This window comes from Psychrobacillus sp. MER TA 171, from assembly GCF_023713305.1.
Classification (GTDB): domain Bacteria; phylum Bacillota; class Bacilli; order Bacillales_A; family Planococcaceae; genus Psychrobacillus.
Genome location: NZ_JAMAWN010000003.1, coordinates 129250 through 147323, shown reverse-complemented (window position 1 = coordinate 147323; position 18074 = coordinate 129250). Strand labels below are relative to the sequence as shown.

The 18074-nt window shown below is 36.5% G+C and carries 20 protein-coding genes and 1 other annotated feature; of the genes, 4 read left to right on the top strand and 16 right to left on the bottom strand.

Annotation, left to right across the window (positions count from 1 at the left end; all coding sequences use genetic code 11):
* Positions 1-10: 10 nt before the first annotated feature.
* Both M3627_RS04490 and M3627_RS04485 read right to left on the bottom strand, forming a co-directional pair.
* On the bottom strand, positions 11-457 hold the full coding sequence (locus tag M3627_RS04490) for a GyrI-like domain-containing protein (RefSeq protein ID WP_251553099.1): 447 nt from the start codon (positions 455-457) through the stop codon (positions 11-13).
* A gap of 94 nt (positions 458-551) precedes the next feature.
* A complete protein-coding gene (locus M3627_RS04485; protein WP_251553098.1) occupies positions 552-1451 on the bottom strand; it encodes an aminoglycoside phosphotransferase family protein in 900 nt (299 codons plus the stop codon).
* 167 nt (positions 1452-1618) lie between these two features.
* Between M3627_RS04485 and M3627_RS04480 the strand changes: the two genes are divergently transcribed.
* Positions 1619-2098, top strand: coding sequence for a GNAT family N-acetyltransferase (locus M3627_RS04480; protein WP_251553097.1), 480 nt, complete (start codon positions 1619-1621; stop codon positions 2096-2098).
* A gap of 333 nt (positions 2099-2431) precedes the next feature.
* Here the strand turns inward: M3627_RS04480 and M3627_RS04475 are convergent, their stop codons facing one another.
* The 6 genes from M3627_RS04475 to M3627_RS04450 form a co-directional block, all read right to left on the bottom strand.
* On the bottom strand, positions 2432-3217 hold the full coding sequence (locus M3627_RS04475; RefSeq protein WP_251553096.1) for a DUF4097 family beta strand repeat-containing protein: 786 nt from the start codon (positions 3215-3217) through the stop codon (positions 2432-2434).
* A 57-nt stretch (positions 3218-3274) separates the two neighbouring features.
* A complete protein-coding gene (locus M3627_RS04470; protein WP_251553095.1) occupies positions 3275-3694 on the bottom strand; it encodes a DUF5391 family protein in 420 nt (139 codons plus the stop codon).
* A 102-nt stretch (positions 3695-3796) separates the two neighbouring features.
* On the bottom strand, positions 3797-4390 hold the full coding sequence (locus M3627_RS04465; RefSeq protein ID WP_251553094.1) for a lysophospholipid acyltransferase family protein: 594 nt from the start codon (positions 4388-4390) through the stop codon (positions 3797-3799).
* 176 nt (positions 4391-4566) lie between these two features.
* On the bottom strand, positions 4567-5454 hold the full coding sequence (locus M3627_RS04460; protein WP_251553092.1) for an aminoglycoside phosphotransferase family protein: 888 nt from the start codon (positions 5452-5454) through the stop codon (positions 4567-4569).
* Between the two features lie 105 nt (positions 5455-5559).
* Entirely contained in the window at positions 5560-6057 is a 498-nt protein-coding gene (locus M3627_RS04455) for a hypothetical protein (RefSeq protein WP_251553091.1), read from the bottom strand.
* A 69-nt stretch (positions 6058-6126) separates the two neighbouring features.
* The gene (locus M3627_RS04450; protein ID WP_251553090.1) at positions 6127-6996 is read right to left on the bottom strand and encodes a GNAT family N-acetyltransferase; all 870 of its coding nucleotides are present in this window, start codon (positions 6994-6996) and stop codon (positions 6127-6129) included.
* A 248-nt stretch (positions 6997-7244) separates the two neighbouring features.
* Between M3627_RS04450 and M3627_RS04445 the strand changes: the two genes are divergently transcribed.
* Positions 7245-7562 (top strand): hypothetical protein, encoded by a 318-nt coding sequence (locus tag M3627_RS04445; protein ID WP_251553089.1) that lies wholly within the window; start codon positions 7245-7247, stop codon positions 7560-7562.
* A 331-nt stretch (positions 7563-7893) separates the two neighbouring features.
* On the opposite strand, the gene trpA is transcribed toward M3627_RS04445, so the two are convergent.
* The 8 genes from trpA to M3627_RS04405 all read right to left on the bottom strand — a co-directional run bounded on the left by trpA (position 7894) and on the right by M3627_RS04405 (position 16774).
* Entirely contained in the window at positions 7894-8682 is a 789-nt protein-coding gene (trpA, locus tag M3627_RS04440; protein ID WP_251553088.1) for a tryptophan synthase subunit alpha, read from the bottom strand.
* Positions 8675-9868: a tryptophan synthase subunit beta gene (gene trpB / locus M3627_RS04435; RefSeq protein ID WP_483315276.1), complete on the bottom strand. Its 1194-nt coding sequence runs from the start codon at positions 9866-9868 to the stop codon at positions 8675-8677. The genes trpA and trpB overlap by 8 nt, the downstream gene beginning before the upstream one ends.
* A gap of 2 nt (positions 9869-9870) precedes the next feature.
* Complete coding sequence (locus M3627_RS04430; protein WP_251553086.1) at positions 9871-10485, bottom strand: phosphoribosylanthranilate isomerase; 615 nt, start codon at positions 10483-10485, stop codon at positions 9871-9873.
* On the bottom strand, positions 10482-11273 hold the full coding sequence (trpC, locus tag M3627_RS04425; protein WP_251553085.1) for an indole-3-glycerol phosphate synthase TrpC: 792 nt from the start codon (positions 11271-11273) through the stop codon (positions 10482-10484). The genes M3627_RS04430 and trpC overlap by 4 nt, the downstream gene beginning before the upstream one ends.
* On the bottom strand, positions 11270-12298 hold the full coding sequence (gene trpD / locus M3627_RS04420; RefSeq protein ID WP_251553083.1) for an anthranilate phosphoribosyltransferase: 1029 nt from the start codon (positions 12296-12298) through the stop codon (positions 11270-11272). Before trpD ends, trpC begins: the two co-directional genes overlap by 4 nt.
* Before the next feature lie 68 nt (positions 12299-12366).
* Positions 12367-12583: a binding site (T-box leader), on the bottom strand.
* A gap of 130 nt (positions 12584-12713) precedes the next feature.
* Positions 12714-14735 (bottom strand): right-handed parallel beta-helix repeat-containing protein, encoded by a 2022-nt coding sequence (locus tag M3627_RS04415; RefSeq protein ID WP_251553082.1) that lies wholly within the window; start codon positions 14733-14735, stop codon positions 12714-12716.
* A gap of 380 nt (positions 14736-15115) precedes the next feature.
* Complete coding sequence (locus M3627_RS04410; RefSeq protein ID WP_251553081.1) at positions 15116-15871, bottom strand: class I SAM-dependent methyltransferase; 756 nt, start codon at positions 15869-15871, stop codon at positions 15116-15118.
* 66 nt (positions 15872-15937) lie between these two features.
* Entirely contained in the window at positions 15938-16774 is an 837-nt protein-coding gene (locus M3627_RS04405) for an alpha/beta fold hydrolase (RefSeq protein WP_169358302.1), read from the bottom strand.
* A 632-nt stretch (positions 16775-17406) separates the two neighbouring features.
* Here M3627_RS04405 and M3627_RS04400 point away from each other — a divergent pair.
* Both M3627_RS04400 and M3627_RS04395 read left to right on the top strand, forming a co-directional pair.
* On the top strand, positions 17407-17562 hold the full coding sequence (locus M3627_RS04400; RefSeq protein ID WP_251553080.1) for a hypothetical protein: 156 nt from the start codon (positions 17407-17409) through the stop codon (positions 17560-17562).
* A 110-nt stretch (positions 17563-17672) separates the two neighbouring features.
* Positions 17673-17888, top strand: coding sequence for a hypothetical protein (locus tag M3627_RS04395; RefSeq protein WP_251553079.1), 216 nt, complete (start codon positions 17673-17675; stop codon positions 17886-17888).
* Positions 17889-18074 lie beyond the last annotated feature (186 nt).

The following is an 18074-nucleotide window of genomic DNA, read 5'->3' as shown; positions in this document are numbered from 1 at the left end:
TAATGAGAATTTAAGTATGTATTGGCAAGTAGATTTCAACTTCTTCCTCACCATTTGCCAATGGATGATATGTTTCTACAATGTAATCATCTAATTTCCTTTTATAACCTTTATTATCCGTCCATTTCAATAATTGATTATGCAGGCTCCCGATATTATTTATATTTCCTCTCGTAGTAACATATACTTGGCTTAATTCAATGTAATCCATTCCAGGTGGTATTTCAGTTATTGTCTGGTTAACTACTACTCCTACATAATAGATACCTTCCAGATGGTTTTTATCTATTTTAGGTTCAAAAATAGATATTTCAGTACCAGAACTATTTTTAATTTCATCTATCCGAACTAGAAATTTTTGGGCAGCTTTTGGAACCTCTGTATTAAAATTCGTAAAAGCTCCATTACCTCTTTGTGCTACTATTTTAAAAATTTTCTTAACTATTTTACACTCCATGCCGTTTTCCTCCTTTCACTTCCTTAACAATATATTTCTACCTAAATCCACTTATTTCCTTCTGTAATACACTATATTCAACTCAAGCAATAACTTACTCAACAAGGAAGCTACGAAAAAGTTGAGTGCTTATGTAAGATATCTCCCAGTTCGGATCCTTATCTTCGATTGCCCAGCAAGTACTCAAAGTTCCCATTATAAAACTAGCTTTAATTAGTTTTTGTTTATCTAAATGTAATAAAGTAGAAATTTTATTTATTCTGTTGTGTATTACTTGTTTCACATCCTGATTTTTCGGAAGATGATTGACCATAAAGGAAGTAAAGTCAAAATATAGATGACCTATCACTCCTTTTGGATCTATAGCTGTCCAACCATGTGAGTCGGAAAATAGGATGTTTTCATGATGCAAATCTCCATGCAAAAGAAATATCTCATCTTTGTTGTTTATAAAGTCGCTAACAAAAGATTTGGCTTCTAATACAAATTCCTTCAAAGGATACTTGTCTGCATACTCACTCCTCAAAAAACGGTCAAAACCTGAGAACCATGTAATGATTTCTGTCATTGAGTATGTTGGATTTACTGTTCTTGGTAGTTTGCTCCATACCTCAACATATGTCTCGATTGCCTCTTCCTCCGGCAAATCAGAAAGCATATTGCCTGGGGATAGTTTTTCGAGTAACATAATCCCATCCTTGTGATTAAAACGAAGTAATTTTACACATCCTGTTCCGTTATATGTAATAAGCGTGTTAATTTCATTAGAAAAATCCCAGTTAGGAACTCCTATTTTGAGAATTGCTTGTGTTCCATCTTGCTGCTTTACGTTTAATACATAGTTATAAGACAAGTTGTCTACTGGTTCCTCTATCGACAAATCCCATTTTTCTTTATATTCTTCGATTATTAGATGTAATCGATCGAGCCATTGCCTTCCTTCTTCTTGGAAAGCTCCTGTTATTTTATCTACAAATGCTGCTGGATACTTCATTTTGCCTTCATCCTTTATTGTTATTTGGCCTATACTTGAAAAACTAGTTTTCTCTATTATATTCCTTGTTTATTTTATAAAGTAAGAAAATTTGGATTTTAAAGTTGCAAAAACATAGCACTCTAGTAAAATAAATTAAAGTATATAGTATAAGTAGGAGACATAGAATGGAAATATTAATAGAATGTGCAACTTTAGATGATTTTAATTCGATTAATTTATTAGTTAAAGAAGGGCATGACGAACATTCCCTTGCCTTACCAAATATTTTTAGACAGGTCGACCAAGTAATGCCGGATGAATACTTCCATTCGTTGTTAACAAATCCATCCAGTGAAATATTAATTGCGAGGCTGGCTAACGAGGTTGTTGGGTTTGCGGTAGTAGAGGTTAAAGAAGCTCCTTTGTTCGACTCATTAATTCCAAGAAAATTTGCATATATCAATGACTTTGGAGTGGCAGGCAAGCATAACAGAAAGGGTGTTGGCAAAAAAATATTCCATGCATGCCTGGATTGGACAAGAAGCCAAGGAGCAACTACATTGGAATTGAACGTGTGGGAATTCAATAATGGCGCCATTTCCTTTTACGAAAGTCTTGGAATGGAAACAGTTAGCAGGAAGATGGCAGTTCGTATAGATGAATAATTTTTAATTCGAGTAGTCTGATATCAAGGTGGATGTAATCAAATATTATGACCTTTCTGGTAAGAACATACAACTATTGATTTGCAAGTAACTATTGATGTGAAGCGCTTCTTGCTTGCACTTTGCAAGGTTCTGGTTCATTTCCGCAAGGTTTGAGTTCATCTCTGCAAGATTGTTACCCATCTCTGCAAGATTCTCTTTCGTCTCCGCAAGATTTATTTACGACTGTGCAAGGTTTTTATACTCTAGTAGGTTTGATCAAAACCTTACCCATTAAAAAAAGAATGAACTATAAAAGTCCATTCTCACTCGTATTATATCTTCTATAAAAATTTATTTAACAGATATACTGCCTAAATCCGTATCCAGCTCAATTTGATACTTGCCTTTGCCATATGTGATGGTTTTATCAGAGGATCCGTAAATATTAATACCACCGAAATCATAGCTTGCTGTAATGGTTGCGTTTGTAGGCTCCTGATCAGAGTTCACTTCAATGCTACCATTATCCGTGCTTAGGCTGATATGCTGATCTAGTGTTTTTGTATTCAACGTGATGGATCCATTGTCTGAATCTGCCTCGATTTTTCCTTCGACATTTTTCATGAAAACTTTACCGTTATTCGTTTCGGCATAGACATCTTTGCCAATAATGTCTTCTAATTCTACTGAGCCATTATCAGATTCAAAAATAAGTTGATTTGCCTTAATCTCCTTCCCTTCCACACTGCCATTCGATGTAGACACCATTATTTCTTCATATTCTTTTTCAGGTAAATAAATGATTAGCTTATTACTGCTCGTGTTTATTACAAATCTAAAATTATTCCACCACTTTTGCTTTAGCTCTACTAATAGAGTATTGTCCTTCACTTTAACCGAAAGATTTTTTCTGTTTTGTTTGGATGAATATTCAACTGACGCATCCGAACTAGACGTAGGTAATACACTAATAGATGCATTGTCAGAAGTGACTTCCACATGATCAAACTGCTCAGTTATGGTTGTTACCTTAGCAGCGTCTACTTGATAAAATCCTCTTACATTAAAGGCAATATTAATAACAACTCCAACCAATAAAATGGTTATACAAACGTATACTATTCTTTTTAAATTCATATACTTTCCCTCCATCCCTTCTATGTCAAAGGGGCTGTGTTTTGAAACAAATATTAATTAAGCGTAATCGCTCTGCGTTATAGGCTTTGAAATAAATGCAAGGTACATCCAACGGCTGTTTACGATCAGCAATAAAATACTAATTCCTATTGCTATAAATAGCTGTATTCCTATCGAATAGATCGCACCAATAATCACAAATGCAATAATTAAAAAGAATATGCTAATTGCACCTAAAACACATGCAACAGCCATAATATATTTCATAAAAGAAATACCGAAGGAATATAAAAGTAAGGGTACTAGATAGCAAATTAATAAGAATGCTAAACCTAGCCACATGCCCGCTGTTCCAAACTTATTTGAGTTTTCACCAATATCAGCCATTGGAGATAAAGAAGTCACGACTAAGAGGATACTGAATAAAATTGCAGAATAAATTGTACAAATAATTAACTTCTTTTTATTGTTTTTCACGAACTCACCACCTTTTTTAGACCTTTCCTAAATTATAGTAAATGGTAGAGTGAACTAAAATAGACCTAAGACTTTTGTTTACTAAGCCTTAGGTCTGATTATTTATCCATGATTGTTTTTTTGAAATTCTTCTGCCAATAATTGCGTCTGGTCATTTAACAGCTCTGTATATAAGGCAAATTCATCTTTATTTTTTACTTGTATAAAAATGGGTTCCCCAAATATGATGGTAGCTTTTTTCATTTGCTTTAATTCCTTTAAAGTACGAGGTCCCTCATAATAAGCTGGAATAATTGGAGTTTTAGATAGGTTTGCAATCGTCACTGCCCCTCTTTTTAATGTAGCTCCTTCGGAATTGCGTGTTCCACTTGGGAAAATACCTACTACTTCCTTGCTTTTTAATAATTTAACTGGAATTTTTATAGTACTCGGTGAAGGATTGTCACGATCTACTGGAAACGCATTGATTTTACGTAACAGAAAACCGATAATTCTATTATTGAATAGCTCTTTTTTTGCCATAAAATGAACTGGTCTTGGAACTGCAATTCCTAATATAACTATTTCCAGCCACCCTCTATGAGTACATGTGACAATATACCCCTCTTCTTTTGGCAAACGATCCTGGTGCAATACCTCTACTTTACCAAAAGATCTTACAATAATTTTAGCTATACCTAATACAAACTTATACATATTAACCACCTTATCATCTACAATTAGTACCTAGTGCCAATTGTAGATGAGTATATAAAAAAATACTAGACATTTTTATATTTACTAGAAGAATAGTTGCTCACTATGTGATCAGGCACTAGCAAAATTCCCTTACGATATTTAAATGACAGGAGCAGTCTTCTTCTACACTTTAGTTATTGATCGGTATACCATTTAGGTATTAAAAGCTGGAAATTATTAAATTGGTCTAACGTAAATCGGGTAAATGCTTGGAACTTTTCTTTTTGTTTGATTGCAACTTGATGTCCCCATACCTCAGCTGAAATTAGATGAACTGCAGCATAAAACCGATGTAACTCCCAAAAGCTAGAAGGTATTTCCCCTTGCTTATGATATCCATCTAATACTCCCTTTGAGTATGATTTACTAACCTGTACATTAAAATATTCAAGCTTATAAAATTCATTGACTGGATCGGCATATCTAATTTTTTGCATATCGATTAAACCACTAAATTTTTCGTCATCTATTAAAATATTACCAGTGTGAAAGTCATAATGCTGAATACAGCTTGGTCTTCCTTTTAACAGGTGAATTTGACTGTCTATAAAAGGAAGTATGCAGTTATAATCAGGATTTGCCTCTACTATAGGTAGAAATTGAGGTGTCAATTTTATAATACGCTTTGTCCATACTTCCTCCCAACAAGGAGTATTAGGTGGAGCTGTGATACTATGCATTTTACGGAGTGTTTCTCCAACCTGTATACCTACTTGATATTGAACCTTTTTTGATAGAGTAGGAAGTTTCATTTCTCCATTTTCGCCTTTTATGTAATCTAAAATTACGTAACTTCTATCCTCTAAAACCCCAACCTCATAGACACATGGGATATGGTGGTCTAATTTATGTACTTTATTTGTGAGCTCGGCTTGATTTTTTAATTGTTGAAGATCTGTATGACTGGATAAACGAAGTAAATATTTTTGATTTACACACCATTTCTCGTCCTCTGAGTAACCTTCCTCTATTAGTTGGAAAGACGAGTAGTTTTGGAGGAAATGTATTTTGTGAAACTCCATAATTAGCACCCTTCCTAAAATTAGTTTAAATAGCAAAGGCACTAACCAAAGCTAGTGCCTCTACAAAGATTTATTTCTTTCATATTGAATATATATGTAAGTTACCTATTCAATAAACTCAAGTATTTCAGGTGGAACTGTCATAAAAATTAGGATTTCTGCATTTTCATATGGCCTATTTGCTAAATAATCCTCGATACTGATCATGCTTTCCCAGTATTGTTTTACTAAGGTTTCCTTAGAAGGGAGCCCCTTAGTAAAATAACCTCCCCCTGTTTCTTCTTTCATATAATCGTCCTCTATGTAAGCAAACAAATCACTAGAGATTTCTCTATTAAAAATGAGGATTTTGTTAGTGAAAATAGGAAACTTGAAACAAGGCTTGGAAGGTGCCGTAAATTCAGCTCCTATTGCTTGACTAAAATCAATCCATGTCGGTGCACGTAATGGTCTATATTTTTCTGTTACTTTAGAAAACAAGCGTCCTCCGTTTGTATAGGAACCTGTTTTTGTAGAAATATTTAAACCATGTTTCATCGCTTGCTCTGGATTGATGTATTCATTACTATCTTGCTGGTATCCTACATAATGGTATAATTCCATTTGTTATTCCCCTTTAATATATGTTCATAATTAGGAAGTTAAATTTATTTACTTTATTAAGTCCCAAGATCACTTCCTATAGGCGACTAGCTCACTTTTTAAATCAAAACCACATGACTTATAAAGACCTATCGCTTCATCGTTACCAGAACTAACGCTTAAAGTAATTTCCGTAATACTTTCGTAGGAAAATAAGTATTGTAAGGCAGCTTGCAGAAGCTGGGTCCCTACTCCTTGTTTCTGATATTCAGTAGAAACTGCTATATACTCTATTGTCCCATCGTTAAAACTAGGCTCTGCCTCTACATAAACATAACCTTTTATTTTTTTATTTCCACCTCCTACCACCATTAGTCTATTATGTTTGTCCAACCTACTTAAAATTTCTGAACTATTATAGTAGGTCTCTGGAAAAGTAACAGTGTGAAGGGCTTCAAATGATTCTTTAAAAGAATGGTCATATTCAACGACTTCTGTACTTTTTGAACAAAAGCTCTCTTTTTTAGCTGTTAGGATCAAATGCTGACCGGTTTCCACTCCGCCAGTTTCACGAATATATTCTCTTGTACGAAAGTTTTCCTTACCGACAAAGAATTCGAAGGTTTTAATTTCAAAAGGCAGCTTTGAAACCAGGTGTTTCCACATGGCATCGGCTATTTCCTTATATTGCTCTGACTCTAAAACAAATGGTCCCCATACCTCAATGGTTCTCTCTTCCTCATCTATGTCAAAGCCAAGAGCACCTTTAATCGTGTCTAGCTCAGAGGCTACCGCAAAGGAGTGCTCTAAATCCAAATCAGAAAACTCATGTAGTATTGTATATTTTATTTCCTCGGCGTCTTGTCCACAATAGCCGATATGATACTTTGCTTGATTGTTGAGTGTTTCGAGAAATGCAGAAAGCTTTGTTAAATTTGTTGCCTTGTTAATTTCAACCATGTAATTGCCTCTATTCTCGTTATAATATAATTATTCTAATGAAATATGGTTACGACCTTCACCTATTATTAGCCTAATACAGTAATTCTATAAATAAGATAGAAATCCTCTTAAATTATAGGACACTAGTAAAAATTACTGGTAGAATTTTTTAATAAAACATTTAGCTTAAGGTTCGTGATTAGAGAAGCGTAACTAATTATGTTAAAATTAGAATAATAAGAAAATTATAAGGAGGGAGATAAAGTATGAACTACATTTTGGACATGGCGCGTATTTTACTACCTATTATAATAGTAGGTGGAATTGCAGTGTTTGTTATTCTTAGAATGAAATATAAGTATGAAAACGGCACACTTGGAAAAAAGAAAACAAAAAGTAGTCAAAATTTGCTGGATAGTTTGATACCACTTGGAATGATGATTGGATTAGTACTTGCCATCGTTTTAAACATGTTTACCACAGTTTCGCTTCTATCAGCTATTACATGGGGACCGGGATTGGGCTTATTAGCTGGGTATTTAGCTTATGAACAGTACAGTAAAAGTGACAGCTATTCCTATTAAATCGTGATATGTTCACTAAAATAAAGCATGGTTGTTTTCCGTTCCCGCTGCTTTCCGAGGGCACGACTTCAATCTTCTCGTCGCTTCGTTAGCTTATTCCCCAGGAGTCGCCCCTCCTCTCCAAACAACGATAATAGAGGGTTATTTACTAAAAAATAAGTTACCTTTATAAAAGTATAGACGAGAAATCAAGTAGTGGATTTCTCGTCTTTTAATTTTTAGACTAGTTATCTAGTTATGATTCAGTCTCTTTCCTATATTTTGGATTAAGCTTAGACTAGCAATCCAATATAATATAGATCGCATTGCCTCATATCTTTAACTTTGTTTTTTAAGAGATTACTTTATTTTTGGAAGCATTTATTAAGTTACTAATTAGCTCTAAATCTTGTTCTCTAAATGCCTCTACAATTGCACTTCCCACGATTACCCCATCAGCCATGACATTCATTTTTTCTACTTGCTCTGGAGTAGATATCCCAAACCCAACCATCACGGGTAGATTACTCAGCTCTTTAATGGTATGTAGGTACTCATCTAAGTCCTTATTCATTCCTTCCCGTGCACCTGTTATACCATTAACGGTGATCGCATATATAAATCCTTCTCCTGCACGCACTATTTTGGCTATTCGCTCTTTAGGGCTAGTCAGCGAAATGAGCGGTACTATTGCTAGATCTGTTTCTTTTAAGGCATCTCTTAAGACCTCACTTTCCTCATAAGGTAAATCAGGTACAATTATCCCTGCAATGCCTAGACGCTCACAATCCTCTGCAAAATTACTTAGTCCGTAACTTAATAAGGGATTGAAATACGTCATCAGCACCAAAGGAACATCAACCTCTTCATAAAACTCTTCTAGCTTAGCTAGAATGTTCGACAAGGTGGCTCCGTTTTGGAGGGCTCTTTCTCCTGCTTGCTGAATGGTAGGTCCATCTGCCACCGGATCTGAAAATGGTATGCCTAATTCAATAGCAGTGGCACCCGCCGCTTGGAGAAATAGAATTCTATCCTTCAGCTGATCGAGACCGCCATCACCTGCCATAATATAAGGGATGAAAGCTTTATGTCCATTACGTAAGCAATTAACAATTGCCTGTTCCAGATTCTTTTTAGTCATGATTCATCCCTCCCAATGCATCTCTGACAGTATGAACGTCTTTGTCACCGCGACCAGAAAGACAAATGACGATTGTTTGATCAGGTCTCATTTCCTTTGCAAGCTTAGCTGCATAGTAGATGGCATGTGCACTCTCTAGGGCTGGAATGATTCCTTCTGTCTTCGCAAGTAACTTTAATCCATCTAATGCCTCTAAATCTGTCACGGAAAGATAGTTGACCCTGCCAATGTCATGTAAATAACTATGCTCTGGACCGACTGCAGGATAATCTAAACCGGCGGATATTGAATGAGCCTCCTGTATAAATCCATTATCATCCTGCAGAATGTACATATAGGCTCCATGCAATACACCTTCCTTAGCCCCAGCTATTGCAGCAGCGTGTTTTCCAGTTTCAATTCCCTCTCCTGCTGCCTCCACTCCGTATAAATTTACATCTGTATCGTCTATAAAAGGATGGAACATTCCAATCGCATTACTTCCTCCCCCGACACAGGCGACGATGGCTTCAGGTAGTTTGCCTTCCTTTTCTAATATTTGTTTTCTAGTTTCTACACCAATTACTCGTTGAAAGTCACGTACTATTCTCGGAAATGGATGTGGTCCAAGAGCAGAACCTAATATATAGTGAGTGTCTTCCACATGTGCGACCCAGTATCTGAGAGCTTCATTCACAGCATCTTTTAAGGTTCCAGATCCTTGATCGACTGATACTACCTTTGCACCTAGCAGCTCCATGCGAAAAACATTTAGCTGCTGTCTACAAACATCTTCTTTACCCATAAAGACGATACACTCTAGATTAAATAATGCACAAACGGTAGCGGTCGCAACTCCATGCTGACCTGCTCCAGTTTCTGCTACAATTTTCTTCTTGCCCATCCGAACGGCCAGGAGCGCTTGCCCGATCGTATTGTTTATCTTGTGGGCACCTGTATGGTTTAAATCCTCGCGCTTCAATAAAATCCTTGCTCCGCCTACTTCCTTTGTGAGACGTTCTGCAAAGTAGAGAGGTGTCTCTCTTCCTACATAATCTTTCAGGTAATAATTTACTTCCTCTATAAAGGTTGAATCCTGAATTGCCAAATCGTATGCCTTTTCTAATTCTATTAGTGCCGTCATTAATGTCTCCGGCACATATTGGCCACCGAAGCGACCATACCTTCCAGCTTTTGTTTGTACCATGCTCATCTCTCCTCATCCTTGACCGTTCGTATGAACTCACGTATCAATTGCTCGTCTTTTCTACCACTTATCTCTACTCCACTCGAAACATCTACCATATAGGGCTTTACTCGATCAATTGCTTCTCTAACATTCGATTTTTTCAACCCACCAGCAAGAATAATCCGGTTGGTAGAGATGCTATGACCCCTTAATAATTGCCAATCAAACGTCATTCCGCTGCCTCCTTTAAAATCTGTACCAGGGGCGTCAAATAACAAGTAATCTGTATCAAACCTTTTTGCTGTCTCCATGTCACTTTTATCTCGGATTGATATCGCTTTAATACATGCAGTTTTAATATCTTTAAAAAAGTCTGGCTCCTCTTCGCCATGTAGCTGTATAACATCTAAAGGAACCTCTAAAATAGCTCGCTCCAGTTCTTCCTGATCCGGATTAACAAAGACTCCTATTTTTAAAACATCTGCTGGAACTATTTTCGCTAGCTCATGCGCCTGGGTTATTGTGATTCTCCTTTTGCTAGGTGCAAAGACAAAGCCTATGGCATCGGCGCCGGCTTCTACTGCTGCAAGGACGTGAGTTTTCTCCATCAATCCACATATTTTCACCTTAGTCATAGGACAACCACTTCCCGTTCGACCTGTAAGCTACGGATAGACTGCTGCACCTCACCGCTTCTCATTAAGGCTTCTCCTACTAATACTGCACTGGCACCATAGCCCGCAACTCTTTTGGCATCCTCGGTAGTCCATATACCGCTTTCACTAATTAACACCCGTCTCTCTTGAAATGGAAAATGCTTTGCCAATTCAGCGGTATTAGTTAAATGAACTTCAAATGAATGTAAGTCTCTGTTATTCACTCCAATAAGTTTTGCATCTAATTGAAGTGCTACATCAAGCTCTTGGGCGTTATGAACTTCCACTAGCACCTCTAGACCATTTGACACTGCATATGCATATAAATCTTTTAACTTTTCCTTCGAAAGTGCTGCGACAATGAGAAGAATGATAGATGCACCAGCACTTTTAGCAAAATCAATTTGTATTTCGTGTATGATAAAGTCCTTGCACAAAATCGGTATGTCTATTGTATCTGCTACAGTCATTAAATCTTCAAAACTACCTTGAAAGAAAGGAGTATCGGTTAAAACGGATATGCAGGCAGCCCCTGATTTTTGATAAAGTAGCGCCTGGTGAGCAGGGTCTACCATTCCTTGTATTAATCCCTTGGAAGGGGATGCTCGTTTAATCTCAGCAATGACTTGGAGCTGCTTGTTCTTATATAAAAGCTCAAAAAGAGAAGATCTTTTACTGTCTTTTTTAGATATCGGTAGCTTTTTTTGCATCAACTGATTAACATAGCTCTCTTTTTCTTTAAGAATTTTTTCGAGAATCGTAGTCATAGTATTACCTCCTGCGCTGCTGATGAGCTATAGGCGATAACCGCCTCCAATTTATTAAAAGCTTTGCCAGAGAGAATGCTGTCTTTAGCTAGTTTTACACCCTCAGGTATATTATTAACCGCTCCATTGGCAAAAAGACCGATACCTGCGTTAAATATAACGCTATCAAAATAAGCATCTTGCTTACCGTTAAGCAAGTTCCGCATGATCATGGCATTTTCTTGAGCAGTTCCTCCTTGTACAGCTGAGGCTGGATATGTGGGTAGGCCAACATCCTCAGGAGAAAGGGTGAAAGGGATCAAGTCACCCTTTTCTACTAACACGAAAGAATTACTGCCTACAAGGGAAGCCTCATCCATACCTCCAGTCCCGCATACTACAATGGCTCGTTCTCTTCCAAGCATATGCAGCACCTTTCCATATTCCATCGTAAAATCTGACCGGTTAATGCCGGTATATTGACTGTTGAGTGGAACTGGGTTTGTAAGTGGACCAACGAGATTAAAGATAGTTGGTTTACCTATTTGCTGCCTCACTAGTCCGATTCTTCTTAGTTTCGGATGTACAATTGGGGCATATAAAAACGTAATGCCTTCATTTTTTAAAATATTTAAAGAACCTTGTATATCAATCATAGGTTCTATTCCAAGTGCCTCTAATACATCTGTACTCCCAGATGCACTGGAGATTTTTCGATTCCCGTGCTTAGCTACCTTTACACCCGCACCTGCCATAACAAACGCTGAGGCTGTACTAATATTAAAGCTATTAGATCCGTCACCACCCGTTCCGCAATTATCCATATAATTTCCGGAAGGTATATCAAGCTTGACGGCTAAAGATTTAATTACCGTAGCAAGAGCTGCTACTTCGTTTGCCGTTTCTCCTTTTTTAGATAAAACAATCAAAAATTCCTGTATCAAGTTTAAATCTGTGCTTTCCTCAAAAATAATTCTGGAAGCTTCCTTCATTTCCTCGAATGATAAATGCTCTTTCTTATTAACCTTTTCAATATACTCTCTCATCTAATCTCTCCTCGTCTCATCTCAGCTAAATAAAAAAATCCTCTCCATAGGAATATAAAAATTCCCATGAAGAGGACGATGTTAACCGCGTTGCCACCTCTAGTTGGAGTATATATACTCCCCCTTTGTTCCTTATAACGTAGGAAATACGTCTACCTCTAAAACAAAAATGTTATCAAGGTAGCTCTGATAAGTCCATTCACATCAGTTGCAAATCAGTTCACACCTACCACTGACTCTCTTGATTGCATCACTGATGCTACTTCTCTTATTTAAACAATTTCTCAGCTATACTCATCTCGGCTCGTCTGTTCTATTGGCGACATTGCTCTCAATGCCTTCTGCCTTTACCCGAACATAAAAGTTATTGTCTATGTTAATAGGAATACTTTAAATTGTCAAACTATTTTTGTTCCTAAATAATAATTTCAATTTCAAGACCACCATGTGTCATACTTGCAAAAGGTATATGATCAGACTCTTTGTCAGGCTTTATGCCAATAATGATACTTTGTGCAGATATTTGATGGCTGTAAATGTAATTAATGAATTGCTCGGAAGCAGTTAACCCCTTTTCTCCTGTTTGGGAAACCTTCACCATTGGCTGAATCCCAGGAGAAGTATTTCGAAGCTTAACCTCTAGTCCCTTTTCATTGCTTTCTATGATTGAAATATAAGATTGTCCACTTTTAAATTGCACGGCACCATTCCCATTATTTGCATTGATAGTAAAGACAACTGAATGACCCTGAAGTGGCTGAAATGCAGCATTTCCTCCATACAAGGTGTTGTGCGCTACTATCCCTGTTGTTTCCGCATCCAAAGGTATTCCTTCTGGACCCATTTTGACCGTATTTCCAACTGCTCCTACGTCCTTACAGTTCCATAATCTTAAGCCGTAAAGAGTCAATGGATTCTGTGTTTTAATCGTGTTACCTAGAACAGAGCCTTCCTCCAAATTTCGAACTAAAATCCCCCCAGCTATTTGTGGATGATTTACATCGATCACGTTATTAGAAATATTACCAGCAAAGTTTGGCTGTGTAGCAATCGAATATCCAACATACATTACATATGGCTCAAAAGTGGTGTTAGCTACGTCTAATTCCCGTGGTGTTCCATGAACGATATTTCCCTCGATAATCAGTCGATCAAATGCCCCAGCAAAAATCACACCTTCTGTACCAAAACAATTCTTTATATGATTATTTGAGATTATCGTATTCATTTCTTGGTTTTCTCTTGATTCTCTTTGTACACCTCCAACATATATCGCTCCAAGAGGATTTTTAGCATATCCGCAATCTTCAATTTTATTATTTGCAACAATACAATCTTTCGTAAACTGATCGACATTTGTCCATTTATAGAACACACCACCGACCATGGAGTCCGAGATTAAATTATCAGTTGCGATTAAGCCACCTGCTGCATGTCCATCAATCGCTTTACGTTTATTTCCTCTTAAGGTGCATCCGGTCACTAAAAGGTCGTTTGCCTTAGGGAACATAGTCCCAAGAGCATTTATTCCATAACCCGGGTCGACATACGTATGCAGCTTAGAGGCATTCGGATGCCCTGCTCGATCGCTTATACAATTGATCACTCGTGGTCTCTCCACAGCAGAAAAAACAAAATTACTTGAGTAATTGTCATGGGCATTACATTCTAGGAAAGTAATGTCTTTATTATCCTCGTATTGTAAATCGGTTGGTAAGTAGTCTCCCAGATGACCAACTGCAAAACCTGAAAAGTTAAATCCACTGCTCTCACACGATTTAAAAAGAACGTTTTTGCAGCCACGATGCACTAATACTCCGCTGCCGACATTCCCGATGAACCCACCACCAAATATTCCAAAAGGTTTTCCATCATTTCTTGCGCGCTCGCTTGTATCAAAGCTATTATTTTTACGATAGTTCCAAAAACCAGACGTGGGATACCCTCCAGCTTTCGTTCCTTTTTCCCCATATCCTGTTACTGGATCTATGCCAGGGAATTCCCCATACCCTTCAAATGTGATTCCCTCGATTACACAATCCTCACATTGCTGAAGCTCTAAAATTCCTTGGGCATGTGTCCTTGTAAACAACACTGCACCGTAGCCAACTAAATGCACTCTTTTTTTCCCTCTAAGGAGCAGGCATGGCTGGTCATTATTGGGGAAATCCTTTAGTTTGTTGTTTTTTTCTAGCCAATAACGTCCTGGTGGGAGAATTAAAGTGTCTCCATCTCTAGCGTGATCAAAAGCAAGCTGGATTAATTCTTGAATCATTGTCCGTCCGGTTGTGTCGGCCTTAATCGTCTTAGCTGTACCACCATCCATTTCATCTAACATTTCAAAATTACGTGTTATTCCTTGAACGAAATCCTTTGAAAGTTTGTCTTCAATGTTAGTTGGAATATAATATTTTTTCTTGGGTGTATAATTAGTCATTTTTATATCTCCCCTTTTAAATTATTTTTTACAGGCTAATTCCTTATCAATGTTCTTTTCCTTCCCCCCTTATGTTTTTATAAAACGATTAACCCCCTACACACGGGATTAGTATTTTACTAATTCGATGTGTAGGGGGTTATTTCCTTTACTATGTATGGCAGAAACGACATTTCAGTAAAAAAGGCTAGTCCAAGATATGCTAATTTACCTACAATTAATTGTTGAAGTAGGATTATTTTTTTATGTGTAAAGTAGAATTGATTTCCGCTCATATCTCGGACGCTTTCCGTGGCTGATGGCTTTTTTGTTTCAAGCAATGTTAAAGTTAGGTTTTTAGCATATAAACTATCATGACATTCCATGCACAATTTTCGAATTCATTCGTTTTTCGCCACTAATATAAAGCGATGTTGTAGACTTTCTATATATCCTTGACTTTCCCTCATTTTCTCTAATTCTATTAGTCGTTCCAGACAGGAGTCGACTGTAAATCCTGGAAATTCCCAATCTATAATTTTTGCATAGTACACAATTGCTCCGACATCCCTAAATTTCAACGAAGGATATGATTCGTTTTTATATAGAAGAGAAAATCCTTCAGCTATAAACTTTTGGGCTTCGTTCTCGAGAGAAAAATTAGGATATAGAGACTTGAAGTTAGGGATTAAATTGTTAGAAAGCCACTCATTATCCCTTCCCCCTACCTGCTGGGTTATAAAGATGCCTTCTTTTTTAAGAACTCTTCGAACTTCCTTCAAATTATAGGATTCATGGCGATTAATAATAACATCAAAGGTTTGGTCCTCAAAAGGTAATAGATTGTCATCAAACACCTGCTTAACACGTATCCCTAATGGCTCCAAAGTCTCCTTGCATAAATTTATATTGAGTTCCCACCCTTCTGTAATGGATGTATTTTCATAGGGATGACCTAAGGTGAGCAGGAACTCACCTCCACCTGTTCCCATATCTAGAAGAGAATGCTCATTAGATAAGTATTGATCTATAATTTTTCGATAATCCCATGGTGTCGCTTGCTCTTCCCAACGGTTTTTTAAATGAGAAAAATCCCATCCTTTAAAGCTTTTCGCTTCTTCCATTAGCCACTCTTCTTTTAGTCTTATTATATTCATCTAGACCATACTCCTAAATTTATTTGCTAATAAAAATGTCTTATGATATTTCAAGTGGAGAGCTATCTAATCAAGTGTTTGGATCACGAATTTATGAAATTTTTCTGCTTCCTCAGAATATGGAAAGTGATTACTTTCGTTAAAAGAAACAAACGTTGAATTAGGCAATAATTGAGCTATCTCTTCTCCATACTTGTATGGACATTGTGTATCAAATCTACCAGCATAAATGTACGCAGGTATAGAGACACTTTTCAATTCTTCTCGAATATCATATGTAGCACATTCTACTTTTCTAAAATAATCAAGCCTTGGTCCCACTGTCTTTCCACTGTTAGGTGTCTTTAAGGCTTCCTTTAAGTTCTCCTCTTTATGATAAGACATCAAAGTCCATTCATAGCTTATGTTTTGGCGAATTTCGATTGGAGTTTGTACATCGTTTAGTAAATCCATTATTTCTATTATTCTTTTAAAATTAGGGTTTTGTTGATTATAAATACTTTCTTCATCCTGACTATAAGCAACACTAGCAGAAGCTCCACCTGCTACTATTTTGTCTAATGACTTCTGAGCTAATGTAGCATATTTTAAAGCAAGCATGCCCCCTGTGGAATGTCCACCAAATGCCCATGTATCTATATTCAAGGCTATCCGTATTGCCTCTAAATCTAATACCGATTCATCCATGCTATATTCCGATTCCTCTTTAGCCTGTACGGAATTTCCGGCGCCTCTAAGGTTTATCAAATAGACATGGTAATGGTCTGTGAAAGGATTTGCAAAATGATTTCCTCGACTATCAAACGCACTATAAAGGTGTGTAATAGCCATAGGTGGTCCAGATCCTTTCTCAAATAATTCAAATGTACCTCTAGTCGTCTCAATAAAACCTTGCGTCCACATACAATGCCCCCTATTTTCGATACTGCTAATATCCTACTTTTGTAAATCATACATTTCAGCCTTCTACCAAAGCTATAAGAATAGCCATAAAAAGAAATATCAAAATGACTACGATGCAAAATTAATTCAAGGTAGACACCCTTATGGAAGATCCTATATTAGTATTCCATATCAGAATAGTTAACTCCTTTAAATTGAAATAACTACTCCTAATATTTTGTAAAAACATGAACAATAACAGAGAGAATAGTATTTCTTTGAATTGTAAAGTAGAATTAATAGGCTATGTTATAACAAGTGGACTAATTTTCGATTGAACGCTTAACCATATATGTTGATTAGGCGGCGACGCTGGTTAGTTTAATAACAATAAACGAAACTTTAACTGAAAATTAACGACTTATTAGGAAAAGGAGGAAAAGCAAATTAGAATAAAATACTTTTTCTTTTCATTAATAGCTATTGCTATCTTATCGGGTTGCACTAACGATTCATCAGCTATTAGTAACAATTCATCGGAGAAAGAAACTACTGAAGAGCCTGAAATTAGCGAACCTACTCCACTGCAATGGATAAATTATGGTGGTGAGAAGTATGTTTTTAAAAGGATTATTCCTAAAGATGAAGTGGATATGAGTCAAATTGTCTCAACAAACACATTAACAGCATTAGGAGATGGTGCTGAATCTGGGAATGAAATTTTTCTTTATAAGAAAGACGGTAGTTTATTCATAATAGATAACACAGGACCTACTGACCAATGGGTTAATTTCACTAAAAATAATTAAAAGGAGCTACGTTTCTTGTTGAAATAACGGTGTGCTTTACTTCGAGAAGGAAATATTTATTTGGAATCTATTCATGTTGACTTTCGTATATAATCCGAGGGGGAATTTCTTTGAAAAATACAAAGTTAAGAATCGCATGGATTATACCTAATGTATTTTGTTACTTAATGCTATTTGGATTATCCATTTGGACAGTGGCAAACGGCGAAGGCTTACTAGAAATCAATAGACTTTCGATTTACGTTATAATTATGCTTTTACTTTTCTTAGCATCAGTGTTCGGAAGTTACCAAATTCGGACATGGATAAAAGAAGGTAAAATATAAAAAGGTCTTATCAAGCTAGAGGGTTCGTTAATCAAAATAATATTAAAGTAAAATGAGCCTAGAAAAAATATCCTAGTTCATTTTTTATGTGTATTTAAAATCAACCTTTACCTGTAACCTAGTCAATTGATATTAGCACAGGTTCCGGTCTCTTCCCGTTCTATGAAATACATCCCTGCAAAAAAG

Coding starts and splice junctions, on each gene's coding strand:
- M3627_RS04400 (WP_251553080.1), top strand. CDS start 17,407: ATGAGTCAAATTGTCTCAACAAACACATTAACAGCATTAGGAGATGGT.
- M3627_RS04465 (WP_251553094.1), bottom strand. CDS start 4,390: ATGTATAAGTTTGTATTAGGTATAGCTAAAATTATTGTAAGATCTTTT.
- M3627_RS04490 (WP_251553099.1), bottom strand. CDS start 457: ATGGAGTGTAAAATAGTTAAGAAAATTTTTAAAATAGTAGCACAAAGA.
- trpD (WP_251553083.1), bottom strand. CDS start 12,298: ATGAGAGAGTATATTGAAAAGGTTAATAAGAAAGAGCATTTATCATTC.
- M3627_RS04415 (WP_251553082.1), bottom strand. CDS start 14,735: ATGACTAATTATACACCCAAGAAAAAATATTATATTCCAACTAACATT.
- M3627_RS04410 (WP_251553081.1), bottom strand. CDS start 15,871: ATGAATATAATAAGACTAAAAGAAGAGTGGCTAATGGAAGAAGCGAAA.
- M3627_RS04485 (WP_251553098.1), bottom strand. CDS start 1,451: ATGAAGTATCCAGCAGCATTTGTAGATAAAATAACAGGAGCTTTCCAA.
- M3627_RS04450 (WP_251553090.1), bottom strand. CDS start 6,996: ATGGTTGAAATTAACAAGGCAACAAATTTAACAAAGCTTTCTGCATTT.
- trpA (WP_251553088.1), bottom strand. CDS start 8,682: ATGACTAAAAAGAATCTGGAACAGGCAATTGTTAATTGCTTACGTAAT.
- M3627_RS04405 (WP_169358302.1), bottom strand. CDS start 16,774: ATGTGGACGCAAGGTTTTATTGAGACGACTAGAGGTACATTTGAATTA.
- M3627_RS04480 (WP_251553097.1), top strand. CDS start 1,619: ATGGAAATATTAATAGAATGTGCAACTTTAGATGATTTTAATTCGATT.
- trpC (WP_251553085.1), bottom strand. CDS start 11,273: ATGACTACGATTCTCGAAAAAATTCTTAAAGAAAAAGAGAGCTATGTT.
- M3627_RS04455 (WP_251553091.1), bottom strand. CDS start 6,057: ATGGAATTATACCATTATGTAGGATACCAGCAAGATAGTAATGAATAC.
- trpB (WP_483315276.1), bottom strand. CDS start 9,868: ATGGTACAAACAAAAGCTGGAAGGTATGGTCGCTTCGGTGGCCAATAT.
- M3627_RS04475 (WP_251553096.1), bottom strand. CDS start 3,217: ATGAATTTAAAAAGAATAGTATACGTTTGTATAACCATTTTATTGGTT.
- M3627_RS04460 (WP_251553092.1), bottom strand. CDS start 5,454: ATGGAGTTTCACAAAATACATTTCCTCCAAAACTACTCGTCTTTCCAA.
- M3627_RS04430 (WP_251553086.1), bottom strand. CDS start 10,485: ATGACTAAGGTGAAAATATGTGGATTGATGGAGAAAACTCACGTCCTT.
- M3627_RS04445 (WP_251553089.1), top strand. CDS start 7,245: ATGAACTACATTTTGGACATGGCGCGTATTTTACTACCTATTATAATA.